Origin of the sequence: Pseudofrankia sp. DC12 (genome assembly GCF_000966285.1) — a bacterium.
GTDB lineage: Bacteria > Actinomycetota > Actinomycetes > Frankiales > Frankiaceae > Pseudofrankia.
This window is the reverse complement of record NZ_KQ031391.1, coordinates 4,489,738-4,507,803: the sequence shown is the minus strand read 5'-3', so window position 1 is coordinate 4,507,803 and position 18,066 is coordinate 4,489,738. Positions and strand designations below refer to the sequence as shown.

Below are 18,066 nucleotides of genomic sequence, written 5' to 3'. Positions count from 1 at the left end.
GTTGGGCGCCCATGCGCGGCAGTAGTGCCAGAACAGGAGTGCCAGGCGGGCGCACGGTGCGCCGCCGGGGCACGGCGCGAGGCGGGGTACCGCGATGCGGGTACACGGTGCGAGGCGGGTGCTCGGCGGTGTTCCCCACGAGGTAGCCGAGCTGGTCCCCGGTGCGGTCCGAGCGCGGCGCGTGGGCACGCGACTATCGTCGCCAATTCCGGACGTCACCCGCCTCGGCGGGCACACCCGGGACCATGGCACGATCTGGACAACAACAGGGGCCGTCCGCGCTACGAATGGCGGTCCCAAGGCGACACAGGCCCGGCGACCCCCGGACCGGCGACCGGCCAGGGCCCGATGATCGCCGGTCGGTCCGCGTCGTTCAGGGTCCGACGTCGTACAGGGTCGAGAAGGAGCCGAGCAGTGCAGGTCGCAGGGGCTGGCCCCGCCGCTGGCCAGGGCGGCGCTGCCGGAGCGTCCCCGGCGCCGTCGCCGACCGCGACGATGCCCGAGGCGGACCAGGCAGCGCGTGGCCCATTTGCGCAGCCCGTCCCATCAGCGCCCCAGCCGGGGCCGTCCGAGCCGCCGCGGATGCCGCCGGCGCGCCGGTCCGGCTCCGGGCCGCGGCACGCCGCCCGGACGGCACCCGTAGGCGCCGAGGCGGGCCGCAACCAGGGGGTGCTGGCCCGCAGGTCGCGCGCGCAGAGCCGGGTCCGCTGGGAGCTGCTGCGCAACCTCATCCGCAAGGACCTCAAGGTCAAGTACAAGGGCTCGACCCTCGGCTTCGCCTGGTCGCTGGCCAACCCCTTGCTCCTGCTGGTCGTCTATACGTTCGTGTTCCAGGTTGTGTTCAAGTCGGGCGTGCCGCGGTTCGGCATCTACTTCCTCGCCGGGATGCTGGTCTGGAACGCGTTCGCGGGCAGCGTCGCGTCGGCCTGCGGCAGCGTCATCGGCAACGCGAACCTGGTGAAGAAGGTCCGGTTCCCGCTACCGGTCCTGCCGCTGAGCGCGGTCGGCTTCGCCGCGGTGCACTTCGTGCTGCAGCTGCTGGTGCTGTTCGTGGTGGTGCTGGCGCTCGGCTACCCGCTGCTCGGCGGCGGCCTGGTGCTGCTCATCCCGGCCGGCGCGGTCGCGCTGGTCTTCACGACCGGCATGTCGATGCTCGTCTCCGCGCTGTCGGTCCGGTTCAAGGACACGCCGCACCTCATCGAGGTGGCGCTGATGGCCTGGGTCTGGGCGAACCCGATGGTCTACGCGTTCGGGCTGATCCAGAACCGGCTGCACGAGTACACCTGGGTGTACCTGCTCAACCCGATGGCCGTCGTCGTCGCCACCTTCCAACGGGCGATCTACGTCAACGACATCTCCATCACGCGTGCGGACGGTACGACGTCGAATGTCCTCGCTGACCCGGGCTACCTCTACTACCTCAAGCACCTGGGCATCGCCGGGCTGATCTCGCTGGCTGTGCTGGCGCTCGGGATCTGGGTTTTCCGCAAGCTGCAGGCCGACTTCGCCGAGGATCTCTAGTGCCCCAGACCTCCCCCACGCACGCGCCCCCCGGCCACGGGCCCACCCCGGCCGGCCGGGCGGCCGGTGCCGGCACCGCGAGCGTCAGTGCCGGCGTGCTGCCGGCCGGCGGCCCGGCCGCTCGCGGCGGCATCGCCGCGGGCGGCCCGGTGGTGATCCGCGCGACCGGCGTCAGCAAGAAGTTCGTCTCCTACCACAAGCGGGCGACGAGCCTGAAGGAGATGTTCGTCCGCCGGGGCGGCCTGTCCGGCGAGGACTTCTGGGCCCTGCGCGACATCAACATCGAGATCCCCCGCGGCCAGACGGTGGGGCTGGCCGGCGCGAACGGCTCGGGCAAGTCGACGACGCTCAAGGTGCTCGCCGGCATCCTGCGCCCGACCGGCGGCAAGGTCGAGGTCAACGGGCGGATCGCCTCGCTGCTGGAGCTCGGCGCCGGCTTCAACGGCGAGCTGACCGGCCGGGAGAACGTCTACCTGAACGCGGCCCTGCTCGGCCTGACCAAGCGGGAGACCGACAAGCTGTTCGACGCGATCGTCGACTTCGCCGAGCTGCGCCACAAGATCGACGACGAGGTGAAGCACTACTCGTCCGGCCAGTACGTCCGGCTCGGCTTCGCCGTCGCGGTGCACGTCGACCCGGACATCCTGCTCGTCGACGAGGTCCTCGCCGTCGGGGACGAGGCCTTCCAGCGCAAGTGCCTCGCCAAGATCGAGGAGTTCCGCCAGCAGGGCCGCACGATCCTGTTCGTGACGCACTCGCTCGACCTGATCGAGAACATGTGCGACCGGGTGATCGTGCTGGAGTCGGGCAAGATCATCCACGACGGTGCGCCGGCCGTCGGCACCAAGCTGCTGCGCCAGCGGCTGGGCAGCTCGCCGACCGAGGGCGAGGGCGCCTTCAGCCAGGCGACCGTCCGGCCGGAGACGATCGGCTACAGCGACGCGCCGGGCGGCCCGCCGAAGATGTCCTTCGAGCCGGGCGAGTCGCTCACGATCACCGTCGGGCTCGAGATCGACGAGAGCCACCCCGAGCGGGTCGCCGTGCGCTGCGTCGCGGTCGGCCCCCAGGAACTGCCGATCTGGGTGATGCAGACCCCGCCGGGTGGCGTCCAGATCAGCCCGGGCTTCTCGCTGCTGGACTTCACCATCGACGCGCTGCCGACCCTGCTCGGTGCCTTCGCCGTCCGGGTGGAGGTGGCCGACGCGGCGACCGGTAAGCCGATCACCGAACGCCGTTTCCACGACCTGTTCGGGGTCCACGGCTCCCACGGCGAAGGCCTTGTGAAGGTCGACTACGAGGCGAGGCTCCGCGCATGACCGTGCAACCTGTTGGGGTGCACCCGCTCGAGGTCGCATCCCTGTCCAAGGACGCGCCCGAGGGACCGGCGCCCGCGCTCGGCGGCACGGACGGCGGCGGTCCCGCCGGTGGCTGGGGCGACCGGCCGCTGGCGACGATCGTCATCGTCAACTGGAACGGCGCCCACCTGCTGCCGCCGTGCCTGGACGCGGTAGCCAAGCAGAACACCGCCTTCGGGTTCCAGACCTGGGTGGTGGACAACGCCTCGTCCGATCACTCCCGGGCGCTGCTCGCCGAGCACTACCCGTGGGTACGGGTGATCGAGTCGCCGAAGAACCTCGGCTTCGCCGGCGGCAACAACCTGGCGCTGCGCCAGGTCAACACCACCTTCGCGGTGCTGCTGAACAACGACGCGGTACCCGAGGTGGACTGGCTGGCCAACCTGCTCGACCCGTTCGAGCAGCCCGGCGGTGAGAAGCTCGGCGCGGTCACCGGGAAGGTCGTCTTCCTGCCCCGCTTCCTGCGGCTGCGCCTGGAGACGCCGACCTTCTCCCCGGGCCCGCACGACTCGCGATCGCTCGGCGTCCGGATCTCCTCGGTCACCGTCAACGGTCGGGACGTGCTGCGGGAGGTGCTCTGGGAGCGGCTCACGTTCGGCGCCGAGGGCCCGCCGAACGCGCCGTTCTTCTGGACCCGCGGGTCCGGTGAGCTGCTGGTTCCGGTCCCCGACGACGGCCCGGTGACGCTCGGCCTGACCTGGGCCGCCGAGGCCGCGAAGACCGTCGTCGTCAGCTGGGACGGCCACGCCGGCCCGGCCGACGGCGGCCCCGGCTGGGCGGCGGCCGACGGCGGCGCCGCCCGCTTCGCCGCGCTGCCCGTCGCGGGCACCGAGCCGAACACCGTCTCGGTGACCATCGACGCCACGTCGCCGCGCGTCGACGTCATCAACAACGTCGGCGGGATCGTGCTGCGCGACGGCTACGGCGCCGACCGGGGCTACCAGGAGGTCGACGCCGGCCAGTTCGCCAACCCGGAGGAGGTCTTCACCGCCTGCGGGAACGGGATGGCGATGCGCGCCGCGCTCGGCCATGACCTCGGCTGGTTCGACGACGACTTCTTCCTCTACTACGAGGACACCGACCTGTCCTGGCGGATCCGGTCCCGTGGGTACAGCATCCGGTACGTTCCCGGCGCCGTGTTGCGCCACGTCCACTCCGCGTCGAGCGTCGAGTGGTCGCCGCTGTTCGTGTTCCACACCGACCGCAACCGGCTGCTCATGCTGACCAAGGACGCGACCCTGCCCCTCGCGGTTTCCGCGGTGGCCCGCTACCCGCTGACCACGGCGTCGATCGCGCTCCGCACGGCGCGCCAGGGCTGGGCGGCCCGCAGCCGTCCGGCCGTCCGGCCGACGCTGCTGCGGCTGAAGGTGATCGGCTCCTATCTACGGCTGTTCCCGGCGATGGTCACGCGGCGGCGGGAGATCGGCCGCACCGCGAGCGAACGGCGTCGCTCGCTGCAGGACTGGCTGGTGTCACGATGACCGACCGTCCCGACGACCGCGACCGGCCCGAGACGCCCGGCTCGGGCTCCGACGGCGCCACCGGTGACCCGCGCGGCTACAGCCCGGACCGGTTCGGCGCCGCCTCGTTCGACCGGGACCCGCTTCCCCCGGTAACCGACGACTCGATCACTTTCGACCCGCTCGACCCACTGGGACTGAGCCGGCTCGGCCCGCTGGGCCAGTTCGGCCGGCCCGACCCGCTGGACCAGCCCACCCGGCTCGACCCGCTGGACCAGCCCACCCAGCTCGACCCGTTCGCCCGGCCTGAGCAGCTCAACGGGACCGCCTTCGGCCGGCCGGGCCCCGAGGATTTCGGCGTCGAGCTGCCCGGGGCTGCCGGCCTGGACCGCTTCCTGCGCCCAGAGGAGCCTTCGGACCGTCCGGGCCGGCTCAGCCCGCTGGCATCGCTGGAACCGCTGCCACCCCTGTACCCCCGGGAACCCGCGGTCCCGAGTGAGCCGTTCGCCGCCTTCGACGCCACGCCCACGCCACCCGCCGCCACGCCGTCGCCGCTCGCCGACAGCGGGCTCGGCGCGCATCTCCCGCCTTCCCGCCCCGCCCGTGAGCCCGTCGAGGGGTTGGTCATCGACCGCGCCACCGGCCTGCCCGTCGAGCTGCCCGACCGCGCGGCCGAGCCATGGCTCAGCGAAGCGACCTCGGCCGTCGAGGAAGAGCCCGCGCCGGCTGTTGACGCGGCCGACCTCAGGGACACCGACGCCGACCAGGTACTCGACGTCGACCTCAGGGAGCCACCGGACGACCTGCCGCGCTGGGACCCGCTTTCGGACGACCTGCCCGACGAGCTGGCCGCCGGCCTGGCCACCGAGCCGGTGGCGGCCGATCAGCCGCTGCCCCGCCGGCGGCCCGCGTGGTCCGACGGCCGTGGCGCCGACCCGGCCGGAGTCGGCTGGTTCGACGCCAGCCACCCCGGCGCAGGCCCGGTGGGCGCTGGTCGGGTCGAGGCCGACCGGCCCGACGCCGGCGGGCCCGCTGACGCGGTGACGCCCACGTTCACCGAACCGGACACGACCACGGTCTCCCGATCCAGCCTCGCCAGTTTCCGGGCCGGGGTCAGCGCGGCCAGCTCAGGCGGCGCCCGACCCACCGAGAACACTCCGGCAACGCCCAGCCCGGCTAGGCGCACCCCGGTCGAACGCATCCCGGTCGAGCGCGGGCGGCCAGGCGGTGCGAACCCCGCGAACCGCGCCGGCCTGGCAGACAACGAGATCCCGGTGGACGGCGCCGGGCACGCGGGCGTCGCTGACTCCACCGAGAACGACCTCGCCGAGAGTGGCCCCATCGGCGGCGCGGACCCGGTCGACAGCGCGAACCGCACGGCCAGCGCGGGCCAGCCGGACCGGGCCGGTCACTCGCGCAACGCGATGCCGACGGACCCGGCCGCGCCGGTCGACCCCTTTGACGACCTGGTGTTCGAGCCGTTCCCCGCCGAGCCGAGCACGACGTTCCCGGTCGACGACGTCGACCTGCTGGCCGAGCGTTTCCCGGCTCCGGACGCGCTGCCCTCGGCCTCGTACCCCACCTTTGGCCCCCTCGGGGCCAGCCGGGCCTCGGTTGGCCCCGAGGGGCTCCCGTTCGCCGACGACCGCGTGATCGACGCGGACGGCTTCCCCGGCGTGGACCGCGGTTTCCAGCCAGGCACGGCGGCCGAGGCGGAACCGACGCGGGCCGACGCGGGCCGTTCCGCCACCTCCGACACGGATGCGCTCAGCTCGGACGAGGACCAGACGGCACCCGCAGCCGACAACGTCTCGACCGGCTTCGGCGTCCAGACCGTCATGAGCCAAGGCGTCTTCGTCGACCCGGCCGGGGCAGCACCGCCTGTTGAGACCGCCGAGCCCACGGCGGTGCCGCCGGCCGGCAGTGTCACGAACCAGCCCGAGGCCGACGAGCCGGTCGAACCGGCGGCGCCGGCCGCCGAGGAGCCCGTGGCCGAGGCGCCCGCGGCGACCGGCGCGCCCGTGACCGCAGCGCCCGCAGCCGACGTGCAGGTGGCCGAGGCTCCCACGGCCGAGGCGCAGGCCGCCCCAGCGGATCAGACCGGCCACGACGAGGCCGATCCCGAGGACGAGAGCCAGGAGGCGGCCAACCCACGTGGCCCCGTACATCCAGACCGCCCGTCCGACCTGGCCTTCATGACCTACTCGGGCTTCGCGGGGTCCCGGCGTCATGTCGGCTTCCAGGCCGGTTCGCTGCCTGACCCGGCCATCCCCGACCGCGGCGTGCCGAGCCTAGTCACCCCGGAGCCGGCCGCCCCCGAGCTCCCCGACGACGGGCCGCAGGCACCCGAGGAACCGGCGCGACCACTGGCCGCCGCGCCCGAGCCGCGCGTCGAGCCCGCGCCGCCAGTCCAGGCCAAGCCGCCTGTCCAGGCCGCCTCACCGGCGCTGGACGAGCCGCTCGTCGAGGCCAGCTCACTCCCCCAGACCGAGCCGACCGTGCCGGAAGAGTCGGCATCCCAGCCGGACCCGCGGCCCCGGCCCGATGTCGCCGCGCGGCCCGCGGCCTACCGCGAGCCGGAGCCCACCGGGCAGCCGGGGCTGTCCATGGTGCCGTCGGGCCGCCAGGTGCGTGCCGCCGTCTACAACCGGTTCTGGCACTCGATGGGCGGCGGCGAGCGGCACAACGGCATGATCGCCCAGGTCATGGCCGGCGACGGCGCTGACGTCGACATCCTGGGCCATTCCGATGTCGACCTCGCCGAGCTGGGCGCGCACCTTGGCCTGGACCTCTCTGGTTGCCGCTACGTGCGGATCCCGGACCGCGGCGAGGACGACATCTCGGTCCTGTCGGGCGAGTACGACCTGTTCATCAACGGCTCCTACATGAGCCGGATACCGACGCGGTCGCGCAAGGCCGCCTACCTCTGCTTCTTCCCGACGCCGTTCGACCACGACATGGCGGCGTGGCGCAAGGCGGCGGTCCGGTCGGCCGGGCCGCTGCTGCGCGGCGTTCGCCCGGCGGTCGACTTCGGCCTCGGCTGGTACCCGCCGGAAGGCGGACGGGTCCGGCAGTGGCGCTGGTCGTCCGGCAAGGCGATTCTCTCGATCTCCGCCGGCAGCCGCCGGGCGCTGCGGGCCGAGTTCGGCCGGCCCGGCGCGCCCACCGGCACCCCGCTGCGGATCCTCGCCCCGAACGGCGACACGATCGCCAAGATCGACGTCGGCGCGGAGTTCGTCGGGCATGACATCCCGCTGCCGGAGTCCGAGGTGGGTACCGAGATCACCCTGGTCAGCGAGCCGTTCACCCCCGGCCCGGCGGACGTCCGTGAGCTGGGCATCGCGATCAGCCGGCCGCGGCTGGTGGACGCCCAGGAGAGCCTGCCCGCGAAGGTCGCGCTGCGATTCCCCTGGCTGCTGCGTGACCCGAACGACCTCGCCTGGCTGGACCGCTACGACGTCGTGATGGCGAACTCCGACTTCACCCGCACCTGGATTCGCCGGATGTGGCGCAACGAGGCCGACGTCCTCTACCCGCCGATCCAGGTCGAACGGCTGCGTCCGGCGCCGGTGCGCGAGAAGTCCATCATCACGGTGGGCCGCTTCTTCGCGCCGGGCCTCGGGCATGCCAAGCGCCAGCTGGAGATGGTGCAGTGGTTCGCCGAGCTTCACAACGCGGGCGCACTGCCCGGCTGGACGCTGCACGTCGTCGGCGGCATGGAGGACTCGCAGAAGAACTACGTCGAGCAGGTCCGCGCGGCCGGCGCCGGGCTGCCGATCGAGGTGCACCCGAACGCGCCGCGGCCCGAGGTCGAGCGGCTGCTTTCGACGGCCTCGGTGTTCTGGTCGGCCACCGGCTGGGGCGAGGACGAGCGGCGCAAGCCGTGGACGGCCGAGCACTTCGGGATGACCACGGTCGAGGCGATGGCCGGCGGCTGCGTCCCGGTAGTCATCGACCGGGCCGGCCAGCGGGAGATCGTCCGGCACGGCATCGACGGCTTCCGCTGGACCGAGCCGGAGCAGCTGATGTCGTTCACCCGCCGGCTCGCGGCCGAGGAGGGGCTGCGGTCCCGGCTGGCCGAGGAGGCGGTGGAACGGGCGCAGCTGTTCTCCGACGCCGCGTTCGCCGACCGCTGGCGGACCATCGCCAGCCGTCACCACCTGTACGAAGGCTGACCCGGTGAGCGGCGCGGCCGAGGCGCCACTGCGGGTCGTGCTCGACGGCACCCCGCTGCTGGGCCAGCGGACCGGGGTCGGCCGGTATGTCGAGAACCTGCTCGCGGCACTCGCGGACCTGGTCGGCGACGAGCACCTCGGCCTGGCCTCGGGCACCGGCGCCCTGGCCCACGGTCCGGGCCAGGCGGCCGCCAGCGGCTCGACGACGGCCCGGCCCGACTCGTCCGGCGGCGCCGAGCCGGTAGCCGGGGGGGCGGGCCCGACGCTCGCGGCGCGGGCGGCCAACGGCCGGGCCCCCGGGACGGCCCGGCTCGCCGAGCCGGGCCGTCCCCTGGAGCTCGCCGCCACCGCGTTCACCTGGCGCGGCCTCGCCGGGCTCGCCCAGGCGCTGCCGCCCGGGGTCGCCCCGGCCGCCCGGCGCGCGCCGGCCCGGCTGCTGCAGGACTCCTGGGCCCGCGGCGAACGGCTGCCGGTCGAGCTGTTCACCGGCCGGGCCGACATCGTGCACGCCACCAACTTCGTGCTCCCGCCACTGCGCGGGGCCCGCGGCGTGCTCACCATCCATGACCTGTCCTACCTGCTGACCCCCGACGCGGTCAGCACGGTGTCCGCCCGGTACACCACGCTGGTCCCGCGCGGCCTGCGCCGAGCCGCCGCCGTGATCACCCCGAGTCAGGCGGTCGCCGACGAGGCCATCGCCGCCTACCGGCTGCACCCCGATCTCGTGACGGTGACCCCGCTGGGCGTGGACGGCGCCTGGTTCGACGCTCGGACGCCGTCGCGGGACTGGCTGCGCGCGCACGGGATCCCCGAGCGCTACCTGCTGTTCGTCGGCACCGCCGAGCCGCGCAAGAACCTGACAGCGCTGCTGTCCGCGCTGCGCGGCCTGCACGGCAGCTACCGGGACATCCCACCGCTGCTGCTCGTCGGCCCCGCTGGCTGGGGCCCGGCGCTGGACACCGCCGGTCTGCCCAAAGGGGCTGTGATCACCGCCGGCTACCTGGACCCGGCGGACCTGCGCGCCGTCGTGGCGGGCGCGGCCGCGCTCTGCTTCCCGTCCCGGTACGAAGGGTTCGGCCTGCCGCCGCTGGAGGCCCTGGCCGCCGGCACCCCGGTCGTGGCCGCCGACATCCCAGCGGTGCGTGAGGTGACTGCTCCGGTCGTCGGCCAGGCCGTGCGGCTGGTGCCGCCAGCCGACGTCGACCGCCTCGCCGACGCGCTGCTGGACGTCATCGACCACGGCTACGGCGGCCTCGCGGCCGGCCCGAACGGCCCGGGCGGCTTGGCCGGCCCGCGCGAGGCCGGCCGTGCCCACGCCCGCACGTTCACCTGGCGGCGCACCGCCCGCCTGCACGCCGAGGTGTACCGCCGCGCCGCGCAGTCCTGACCGGGCTCAGTCCGCCGGGACGGCCACCCCGTCGGCGCCCGACGCGGTCAGCGTCGCGGCGACCGAGGGCGGGGCCGGCAGCGAGCCCGCGGCGGTGCCCTGCGTCGGCGCCTCGTCGGCGTGGACGTAGCGGCCGCCGCGCAGCAGCGACGCCGCGGCCGCGATCAGGGTGATGACGATCGCCATCGTGAAGACGACCAGCAGGCCGTGGTGGAACGGCGAGGCGATGAGTGACGGGAAGAACTCCCGGCCGGTCAGGGTGTGCGCGTCGGTCGACGGGATCTTCGCAAGGGTGTCCGAGCCGACCAGGTGCTCGACCGGGTTGTAGCCGAGGAACGCCGCGAACAGGCTCCCCACCGGAGGAAGCGAGCCGACCCGGGCAGCGACGTCCGTGGGCACACCGTGCGACGCGAGGCCGTCGGTGAGCGTCCGCGGCAGCACCTCCGCGAGCCCAGCGATCATCAGCGAGAAGAAGACGCCGATGGACAGCACGTTGCCCGAGCTCATGAACGTCGAGCGCATCCCGGAGGCCGAGCCGCGCATCCCCGCCGGCACCGAGTTCATGATCGCGGTGCTGTTCGGCGCGGCGAACAGCCCGGAGCCGATGCCAATGAGCAGGAGCAGCAGCGCGAACTGCAGATAGTGGAAGTCGGTCGGGATCAGCAGCAGGCCCAGGAAGCCGGCCGCCGACGCGACCAGGCCGCCGGTGGAGAACACCTTCGCGCCGAACCGGTCCGACAGGGCACCCGACACCGGGCCGGCGGCGAGGAAGCCGATCGTCAGCGGCAGCATGTAGATGCCGGCCCACAGCGGGGTCTGCTCGTAGTCGTAGCCGTGCAGCGGCAGCCAGATCCCCTGCAGCCAGATGATCAGCATGAACTGCAGCCCGCCGCGGGCGATCGCCGACAGCAGCAGCGCGATGTTGCCGGCGGCGAACGAGCGGATGCGGAACAGCCGGAGCTGGAACATCGGCTGCTCAGCCCTGTGCTCGATCACCGCGAAGATGCCGAGCACGACGACGCCACCGATCAGCGCGGTGAGCACCTTGGGGTTGGTCCAGCCCATCAGGTGCCCGCCATAGGGCTGGATGCCGTAGGTGACGGCGGCCAGCAGCGCGGTCAGGCCGACGGCGAAGGTCAGGTTGCCCAGCCAGTCGATCTTCGCGGCGGATCGCCGGCCGTTGTCCCGCAGGCTGAGGTAGGCCCAGATGGTGCCGGCGATGCCGATAGGCACGTTCACCCAGAAGATCGCCCGCCAGTTCCACTCGGACAGCACGCCGCCGAGCACCAGGCCGATGAACGAGCCGGCCATGGCGGCGACCTGGTTGATGCCGAGCGCCATGCCGCGCCGGTTCGCCGGAAACGCGTCGGTGATGATCGCGGTCGCGTTGGCGGTCAGCATCGCGCCGCCGACCCCCTGGACGACTCGCATGATGATCAGCCAGAGGGCCGCCTTCGCGCCCGTCCACGGGGTGAGCGCCAGGGCCGCCGAGGCGACGGTGAAGACGGCGAAGCCAGCGTTGTAGATCCGCACCCGGCCGTACATGTCGCCGAGCCGGCCGAGCGAGACGACCAGGACGGCGACCACCACCATGTAGCCCATCAGCATCCACAGCAGGTAGCTGATGTTGCCCGGCTGCAGCGGGTCCAGCCCGATGCCGCGGAAGATCGCCGGTAGCGAGATGATCACGATGGAGGAGTCGATGGTCGCCATCAGAACGCCGACCGTCGTGTTCGACAGCGTGATCATGGCATAGCGCCGGCTCCGGGCGTCGTCCGGGCCGTCGGACGTGGTGGGAACCGGCCTGTCCGGTGAGGCGGGCCTCGCGGTCATCGTGGGTGCGGCTCCCCTCCGGGCCAGTGTCATGGCGTCACGGTGCGCAGGGACCAGCCGTCCCGTCCGAGACTCGACGCCGCCCGCGAGTCCCGGCCGCCCACGGCCGCGCGGGGTTCTCCCCGCCGCGGCCGGCACCTGCCGGCCAGACAGCCGGGCGCCGGCGGACGTCGGTCCGCGGCACCCGGGCTGGTCCCGCGCGCGCAGCCACCGGCGGGCCCGACCGGCCGGTGGCACATGCTTGCTTAACCAAGCTAACAATCCGAGGCGGCCGGCGCTATCCCCGCCAAGCAGGCAACCTGGGCAAACACTCCCAAACAGCGCCCGGCGACTGACGACCAGCTCTTGCCCGGCCGGGCCATGACGCCGCACGCTTCGGTTTCGCCGTCCCCGCGATCGCCGGGAGGGCCAGGCGAGCGGCGGAGGTGACCACGGCATGGCGACGCGGGCCGCGGGCGGGCAGGCGCAGGTGTTATCCGGCAAGGCCGCGATCGTGACCGGGGCCGGGCAGGGAGTAGGGCAGGGAATCGCGCTGGCCCTCGCCGGTGCGGGCGCACGGGTCGCGATCTGCGGGCGCACCGAGGCGACGATCGACGTCACCCGGGCCGAGATCGAGGCCCGGGGCGGCAGCGCGATCGCGGTCCGCTGCGATGTGATGGTTCCCGACGACCTGGGCCGCCTCGTGTCCGAGACCGTCGAGGCGTTCGGAACGGTCGACATCCTGGTCAACTCGGCGATGGCCGTGCCGTCGGGCCCGCTCCTGGAGATCAGCGAGGAGGCCGTCGCGGCGGGCTGGGAGTCCGGCCCGCTCGCCGCCTTGCGGTTGATGCGGCTGTGTCATCCCCACCTGCGCGGCGGGGGCACCATCATCAACGTCTCGTCCAGCGCCTCGGTGAACCCGTCGACGCACAGCCGCGGTGTCTACGCCGCGACGAAGGCGGCGCTGAACGCGCTTTCCCGCGCCGCCGCGAACGAGTGGGGCCCCGACGACATCCGGGTCAACACGATCTTCCCGCTCGCGAGCTCGCCCGCGCTGCGGCGCTTCGCCGAGGAGGAGCCCGACGCGATGGCCGACGTCATCGCCGGTATCCCGCTGCGCCGGCTCGGTGACCAGGAGACCGACATCGGCGCCGCCGCCGTCTTCCTCGCGAGCCCCGCCGCCGGCTACGTCACCGGCGCCATCCTGCCGGTGGACGGCGGTGCGGCCTACGTCCGTTAGGCGGTCGGACGATCACGAGGCGGCGGACGGGGCCAGCGGCTGACGAGGACGGGACCAACGGCGCGGCAGCCACCGGACGACCGGCCGGCCGCCGGCCCGGCGAGGCAGCGGCCAGCGTGGGACGGCGCTGCCCGCGAGGGTCCACAGCGAGCAGGCGAGGCAGCCGAGCCCGAGCGCCGCGCAGAGGGCGAGCAGCCACAGGACGGCGGCCGGCGCGTGGACTCCCGACATCACGAGGGCGGCCACCAGCCGGCGCGCCGGCCGGTGGTGCGCCAGGCTCGGGTACTTGAACGCGAGCTCGCGGGTGAACATCAGTGCCGAGGTGACACCGAGCCCCGCGACGACCAGCACCGTCGGCAGGCCGTGGCGGGCGAACGGCAGCGCGGCCAGGGCGGTGGCGAGCAGGAGCGCGACGATCGGGATCGCCGGGAGCAGGTAACGGGCGAACCACATGCCACCGGCGGCGACGTAGCCGACGAGGGTGGCCGTCACCATCAGGAGGTGCAGCGCGATCAGGATCCAGGCGACCGCGGCCAGCGTCCGGGTCCGCCAGCCGCTGCCCAGGCCCGGCAATGACCAGTGCGCCAGCCGGCGCGCGCCGGCCAGCAGGAGACCGGCGGCGAACACCCAGAGCAGCAGCTCCGGTACGGGCCGCAGGACCGGCCCTTGGCCGATCAGCGCGATCCGTCCGAAGCTGCCCCGATAGATCGCCCACCAGAACGCGTGCGACCGCAGGATCTGCGGGATCGTCATCGGCGTGGAGCTGGTCGGGAACATCTGGGCGATCAGGCCGGAACCGGTGATGTCGCCGTAGAGCGACAGGTTGCGTCGGTAGAACCAGCCGATGCCGACGGCAAGGACCGCGGCGCCGGCCACCGTCGTCGCGGCCCCGCGTCCGACCTGCCGCCAGACCGGCAGCCGCAGAGGACGTCCTGACGACGTTCGCCAGGACTGGGTTCCGCCGTCCAGCGGCGCGGCCCGGGACAGGCCGGCGTGCAGCGCGACGGCGACCCCGGCGGTCGGCACGATCAGGCCGGCGGCCAGCAGCCCGCTCGCCCGGGTAGCCGCGGCCGCCAGCACGGCGGCACCGAGGACGGCGAGCCTTGCCGTCGACGGCCCGCGGCGCAGCACCACCACGACCGCCGCCAGGGCCAGGGTGATGGTCAGCACGGCCAGCGCATCGTTGTAGACCTGGCCGGCCGTGTTCACGAACATGCCGACGACGCCGGTGATGGCCGCGGCGCCGACGGCCAGGTCGGGACGGCTCGGCAGCAGCTCGCGAACCAGCCAGGCGACAGCTCCCAACGCGAGGATGCCGAACCCGATGTTGACGAGCCGCGCCGCGCGGAACCCGGCGAGCGGATGGCCGGTCACCAGGCCGATCTTCAGGGGCAGCGCCTCGATCGCGTAGAACAGCGGCGGGTGGTTGGCGGTGTAGGTCACCTGGGTGTTGCCACGGATGCCGCGCGCACCCCGGGCGCACGCGGGCATACCGCCGTCGACGGACATCTGCACGGCCAGTGAGGTCGGGTGGGAGGCCGCGCTGGCCGCGGCCGCCGTCGTTGGGGCGCCCTGAGAGCCCGCACCCGTGGCGGGGCCCGCGGCAGCGGGGACCAGCGCCGAGACGGGCTTCGCGGTCCGGCCGCGGGCCTTGGCCGCACCGGGCGGTGCGGGCGGGCCGGCGCGTCTGCTGGCCTGGGACCGGCGGTTCAGGTCTAGCCGGGCGATCTCGATCCCGGCCCTGGCCTGTTCGGGCGTCACCCGGCAGTCGGCCGGGATGCCGGGCATGCCGGGCAGCACGGCATGAACGGGGGTGCCGATGACGGGGAGGGTCCCGCTGGCGACGTCCAGGGCGTAGGACGTGTGCTGGGCCTCGTCCCCGCTGGTGAACGGCGGCATCGCTAGCGCGGTCAGCGCGGCGAGCGCCACGAAGACCAGGCTCGCGCCGACGACACCGAGCGCGACCCACCGCCGGGTCGCCGCCGCACCGCCGTCGGCCTCGTCCTGGGTCTCGCCGTGCTCGTTCCCCGACAGCCCCGCCGCCACGTGATTTCCCGATCGCCCACGGGCGGCCGGCCACGCCGACCAATTCGCCCAAAGGAGACCGTAGCCGCAGCCGCTGCCGGGCCGTCACGCACCCTACGGAGCCGGCTGATCACCGCAGACCGTCCCAGCGTTGGACGGGCCGGCGCCGCAGGAGACGGCTGGCCAGGCCCCCAGGACCGGTCAGGCCCCGGCGGAATGTGCCGAGTAGGGGCGACGGGACGGGTTGGCCGCGCCGGGCGGCGCGGCGTCGCTGTCCAGTGCCGGAAGGTCCGCGATGGCGGCGAAGTCGTGCTCGCCCTGGCCGCGGCGGGCGGCCTCGGCCGTCAGCTGGAGCACGGCCTGCGCGACGCCGAGCTGGCGTGGCGTCGCGCGGCAGGCGAGACGGACGTCCTTGGCCAACGCCTCGACCGTGAACGTCGGCGGTGTGAAGTCACCGGACTCGATCATCGCCCGCTTGTAGCCGAGGACCCCGCCCAGGAACCCACCGGCCAGCTCGTCGACGACCAGATCCCGGTCGAGGCCCAGGTCGGCGCCCATGGCCAGCGTCTCGGCGATGCTGGCCATGGCCTCGGCGAGGCTCAGGTTGACCACCAGCTTCAGCGCGCTGCCGGCGCCGACCTCGCCCACATGGACGATCTTGCCCGGGTCGCCGAACAGCTCGAGCACGGGCCGGGCCGCCACGAGATCGGCCGGGCTCGCGCCAACCAGAATCTTCAGCGTGCCGTCCCGGGCCGGGCCGAGCGTCCCGGCGACCGGGGCGTCGACGTAGCGCAGCCCCGCGGTGTTCGCGGCCCGGCCAAGCTCGCGGGCCGACTCCGGACCGACCGTCGTCGCGTTGATGACCAGCAGGCCGCTCGGGGCGGCCACGTGAACGGACTCCATCACCTCGCCGGCCGACTCCGGGCCGAACAGCATCAGCACCGCGACGTCGGCGTCGGCGACGGCGTCCGCCACCGAGCCGGCCTCGCGGGCGCCGGCCGCGACCAGCTCGGGTGCCCGCTCCGGGGTCCGGTTCCAGATCGTGAGCTCGTGCCCGCCGGTGAGCACGTGGGCCGCCATCAGCCGGCCCATCTTCCCCATTCCGAGAAACGCCACCCGCACGTCAGGCCTCCCATCGTCGTCAAGCCGAGCCGCAGCCCCCGCTACCGACCGCGCCGTGGTTCCCGCCGCCAACCGGGCGACGGCTCCTGTGGCAACGAACAACGCGGCTGCCCCGAACTATTGCCTACCCGGCGCCACCGGCCTCGTGCATCGACTGACCCAGCTCCACACCGGCCCGCGACCGGGTCACGGAGTGGCCACCGTCTCGGCGGACCATTCCGGCGACCCGGCCGGGGCGACCAGGGTCGACGTGGCGGCCGGGTCCGGGGACGGAAGCACGTCGGCACGGCCAACCCCGGTGCGCGCGACGTCGCGGCGCAGGGCGCGGGCGAGGCTGGCGGCGCCGAGGACCGCGCCGGCCCCGAGGATCCCGATCACCGAGGCCAGGTACCGGTAGTCGAACCCGGCGGTGGCCGCGCTGAGCACCAGGACGGACAGGCCACCGCCGCCGAGCAGCCAGAACGCCGGTGGCGGGCCGGGCCGGCGCCGCAGCCGCGCGATCGGCACGGCCACCAGCCCCGCGGCCAGCCCGGCTCCCACCAGCGGCATCGGGGCGTAGGCCAGCCGCGCGTAGGCGGCCAGCGGCCCGGCCAGTCCATGGTCGAGCCTGGTCGTGACAAAGTAGCCGTCGGCCGAGCGCGGGTCGCCGTCCTGCGCCGCGTTGGTCAGCCGGTCGGGCAGCTCCCAGGTGTCGGGTCGGGAGGTCGTCGACGTCTCGTGCCGGGTTGGCGCGAAGTAGCCCGCGAGGTAGCCGGCCGAGGTCCGCAGCAACATGCCGGGCTGGGCCCGGATGACCGCGCTCGCGAACTCGCCGGCCAGCTGCTCGCGGCCCTTCGGGATGCGGGTGTGGCCCTGGCGCAGCGGCGAGTTGGCCAGCCAGAGGTAGCTGTCGGGCTGGCCGCGGTCGGCGACGGGCCTCGGGTCACACAGTGTGCGCAGCTGCGGCCTGTCCACGGGCAACACCGAGCAGTCGGCGAACGGCGCGACCCGGCCGTAGAGGAAGTACCCGGAGTGCGCGGAGACCGAGAACCCAGTGCCGCCGGCCGCGCTCCATCCGCTGTAGGCGCAGATCGGCGCCGCCGCGGCCAGCCCGAACGACAGCAGCAACGCCGCGGCCCGGGACGTCGCGCGAAGCCGGCTCGCGCCGCCCGACCGCCGCAGCCGTATGGCCGCGGTGGCCGCGGTGACGGCCAGGACGGCGAAGCCGACCGCGAGCGGCCCGTATCCCACCGTCCGCACCGGCAGGCTGGCACCGAGCAGCAGCCCGGCCAGCGCGACGGCCCACGGCCGGCGCCGGCCCGGCAGCGCGAGCAACAGCAGGCCGAACCCGGTCAGCACGCTGAACAGCGTCTCCGCGAGCACGAACTGGCCGAGGTCGAGCACCCACGGCGACAGCAGCACCGGCGCCGCGCAGAGCGCGGCGAGCCACGGACGACGGGTCACCCGGACGGCGACGGCGTAGCCGACGACGCCGATGAGGAACGTCATCGACTGCTGGACCAGGACCAGCCGGGTGAGGTGCTCCTCCCCGCGCACGAGGCGCAGGAAGATCGGGTAGCCGCTGGGCCGCCAGTCCCCCGGCCAGAGGCCGTGCCAGGCCTGGTCCAGATAGGCGCCCGAGTCACCGAGGTACATCAGCGCCGGCTGGTAGGCCGCGGCCACGACCCCCCGCGCCGCCAGGGCGAGCGCCGCGACCAGCCCGAACAGCGCGTGGCGCCGCAGCAGCCGCCCGAGGCGCCGGCCACGGCGGGACCTGGCCGGAGCATCCGCGTCAGCCGGGATGATCGCCTCGTCGCCGGCTGGGGCGAAGCCCGTCTCCGCGGCCACGGCCTCGGGGGCGGGGGCGGGGGCGGATCTGGGCTCGAAGGGTCCCAGGCTGGCCGTGGGTGACTGGGCCACGACCGTCGGGGCGGTCATGGCCGGCTCGTCGGTCGGCGTCGCCATCCCCTCCAGTGTCCCAGCCGTCCCA

10 protein-coding genes are annotated in these 18,066 nt (G+C 73.9%); 6 read left to right on the top strand and 4 right to left on the bottom strand.

What is annotated here, in order from left to right; genetic code table 11:
• Window positions 1–582: 582 nt before the first annotated feature.
• From FRADC12_RS18130 to FRADC12_RS18110, 5 genes are all read left to right on the top strand, one after another.
• On the top strand, window positions 583–1,521 hold the full coding sequence (locus FRADC12_RS18130; protein WP_232303873.1) for an ABC transporter permease: 939 nt from the start codon (window positions 583–585) through the stop codon (window positions 1,519–1,521).
• Window positions 1,521–2,837 carry an ABC transporter ATP-binding protein gene (locus tag FRADC12_RS18125; RefSeq protein WP_157488914.1) on the top strand — a complete coding sequence of 439 codons (1,317 nt, stop codon included), beginning with the start codon at window positions 1,521–1,523 and terminating at the stop codon, window positions 2,835–2,837. The genes FRADC12_RS18130 and FRADC12_RS18125 overlap by 1 nt, the downstream gene beginning before the upstream one ends.
• Complete coding sequence (locus tag FRADC12_RS18120; protein ID WP_045877547.1) at window positions 2,834–4,357, top strand: glycosyltransferase family 2 protein; 1,524 nt, start codon at window positions 2,834–2,836, stop codon at window positions 4,355–4,357. The genes FRADC12_RS18125 and FRADC12_RS18120 overlap by 4 nt, the downstream gene beginning before the upstream one ends.
• A gap of 2,585 nt (window positions 4,358–6,942) precedes the next feature.
• Entirely contained in the window at window positions 6,943–8,511 is a 1,569-nt protein-coding gene (locus FRADC12_RS18115; protein ID WP_045879786.1) for a glycosyltransferase, read from the top strand.
• Window positions 8,512–8,515: 4 nt separating this feature from the next.
• A complete protein-coding gene (locus FRADC12_RS18110) occupies window positions 8,516–9,898 on the top strand; it encodes a glycosyltransferase family 4 protein (RefSeq protein WP_045877546.1) in 1,383 nt (460 codons plus the stop codon).
• 6 nt (window positions 9,899–9,904) lie between these two features.
• On the opposite strand, the gene FRADC12_RS18105 is transcribed toward FRADC12_RS18110, so the two are convergent.
• A complete protein-coding gene (locus FRADC12_RS18105) occupies window positions 9,905–11,731 on the bottom strand; it encodes an MFS transporter (protein WP_045877545.1) in 1,827 nt (608 codons plus the stop codon).
• Window positions 11,732–12,167: 436 nt separating this feature from the next.
• Between FRADC12_RS18105 and FRADC12_RS18100 the strand changes: the two genes are divergently transcribed.
• On the top strand, window positions 12,168–12,950 hold the full coding sequence (locus tag FRADC12_RS18100; protein WP_045877544.1) for an SDR family NAD(P)-dependent oxidoreductase: 783 nt from the start codon (window positions 12,168–12,170) through the stop codon (window positions 12,948–12,950).
• Window positions 12,951–12,962: 12 nt separating this feature from the next.
• Here the strand turns inward: FRADC12_RS18100 and FRADC12_RS18095 are convergent, their stop codons facing one another.
• The 3 genes from FRADC12_RS18095 to FRADC12_RS18085 form a co-directional block, all read right to left on the bottom strand.
• Window positions 12,963–14,996 (bottom strand): hypothetical protein, encoded by a 2,034-nt coding sequence (locus FRADC12_RS18095; protein ID WP_045877543.1) that lies wholly within the window; start codon window positions 14,994–14,996, stop codon window positions 12,963–12,965.
• A 180-nt stretch (window positions 14,997–15,176) separates the two neighbouring features.
• Window positions 15,177–16,097, bottom strand: a complete 921-nt coding sequence (locus tag FRADC12_RS18090) for an NAD(P)-dependent oxidoreductase (RefSeq protein WP_045877542.1) — start codon at window positions 16,095–16,097, stop codon at window positions 15,177–15,179.
• 186 nt (window positions 16,098–16,283) lie between these two features.
• Window positions 16,284–18,014 (bottom strand): hypothetical protein, encoded by a 1,731-nt coding sequence (locus FRADC12_RS18085; RefSeq protein ID WP_232303872.1) that lies wholly within the window; start codon window positions 18,012–18,014, stop codon window positions 16,284–16,286.
• Window positions 18,015–18,066: the final 52 nt, after the last annotated feature.

What these genes read in the sequence shown, in the direction of transcription:
- FRADC12_RS18130 (WP_232303873.1), top strand. Translation starts at nt 583, where the DNA reads ATGCCGCCGGCGCGCCGGTCCGGCTCCGGGCCGCGGCACGCCGCCCGG.
- FRADC12_RS18115 (WP_045879786.1), top strand. Translation starts at nt 6,943, where the DNA reads ATGGTGCCGTCGGGCCGCCAGGTGCGTGCCGCCGTCTACAACCGGTTC.
- FRADC12_RS18085 (WP_232303872.1), bottom strand. Translation starts at nt 18,014, where the DNA reads ATGACCGCCCCGACGGTCGTGGCCCAGTCACCCACGGCCAGCCTGGGA.
- FRADC12_RS18105 (WP_045877545.1), bottom strand. Translation starts at nt 11,731, where the DNA reads ATGACCGCGAGGCCCGCCTCACCGGACAGGCCGGTTCCCACCACGTCC.
- FRADC12_RS18100 (WP_045877544.1), top strand. Translation starts at nt 12,168, where the DNA reads ATGGCGACGCGGGCCGCGGGCGGGCAGGCGCAGGTGTTATCCGGCAAG.
- FRADC12_RS18120 (WP_045877547.1), top strand. Translation starts at nt 2,834, where the DNA reads ATGACCGTGCAACCTGTTGGGGTGCACCCGCTCGAGGTCGCATCCCTG.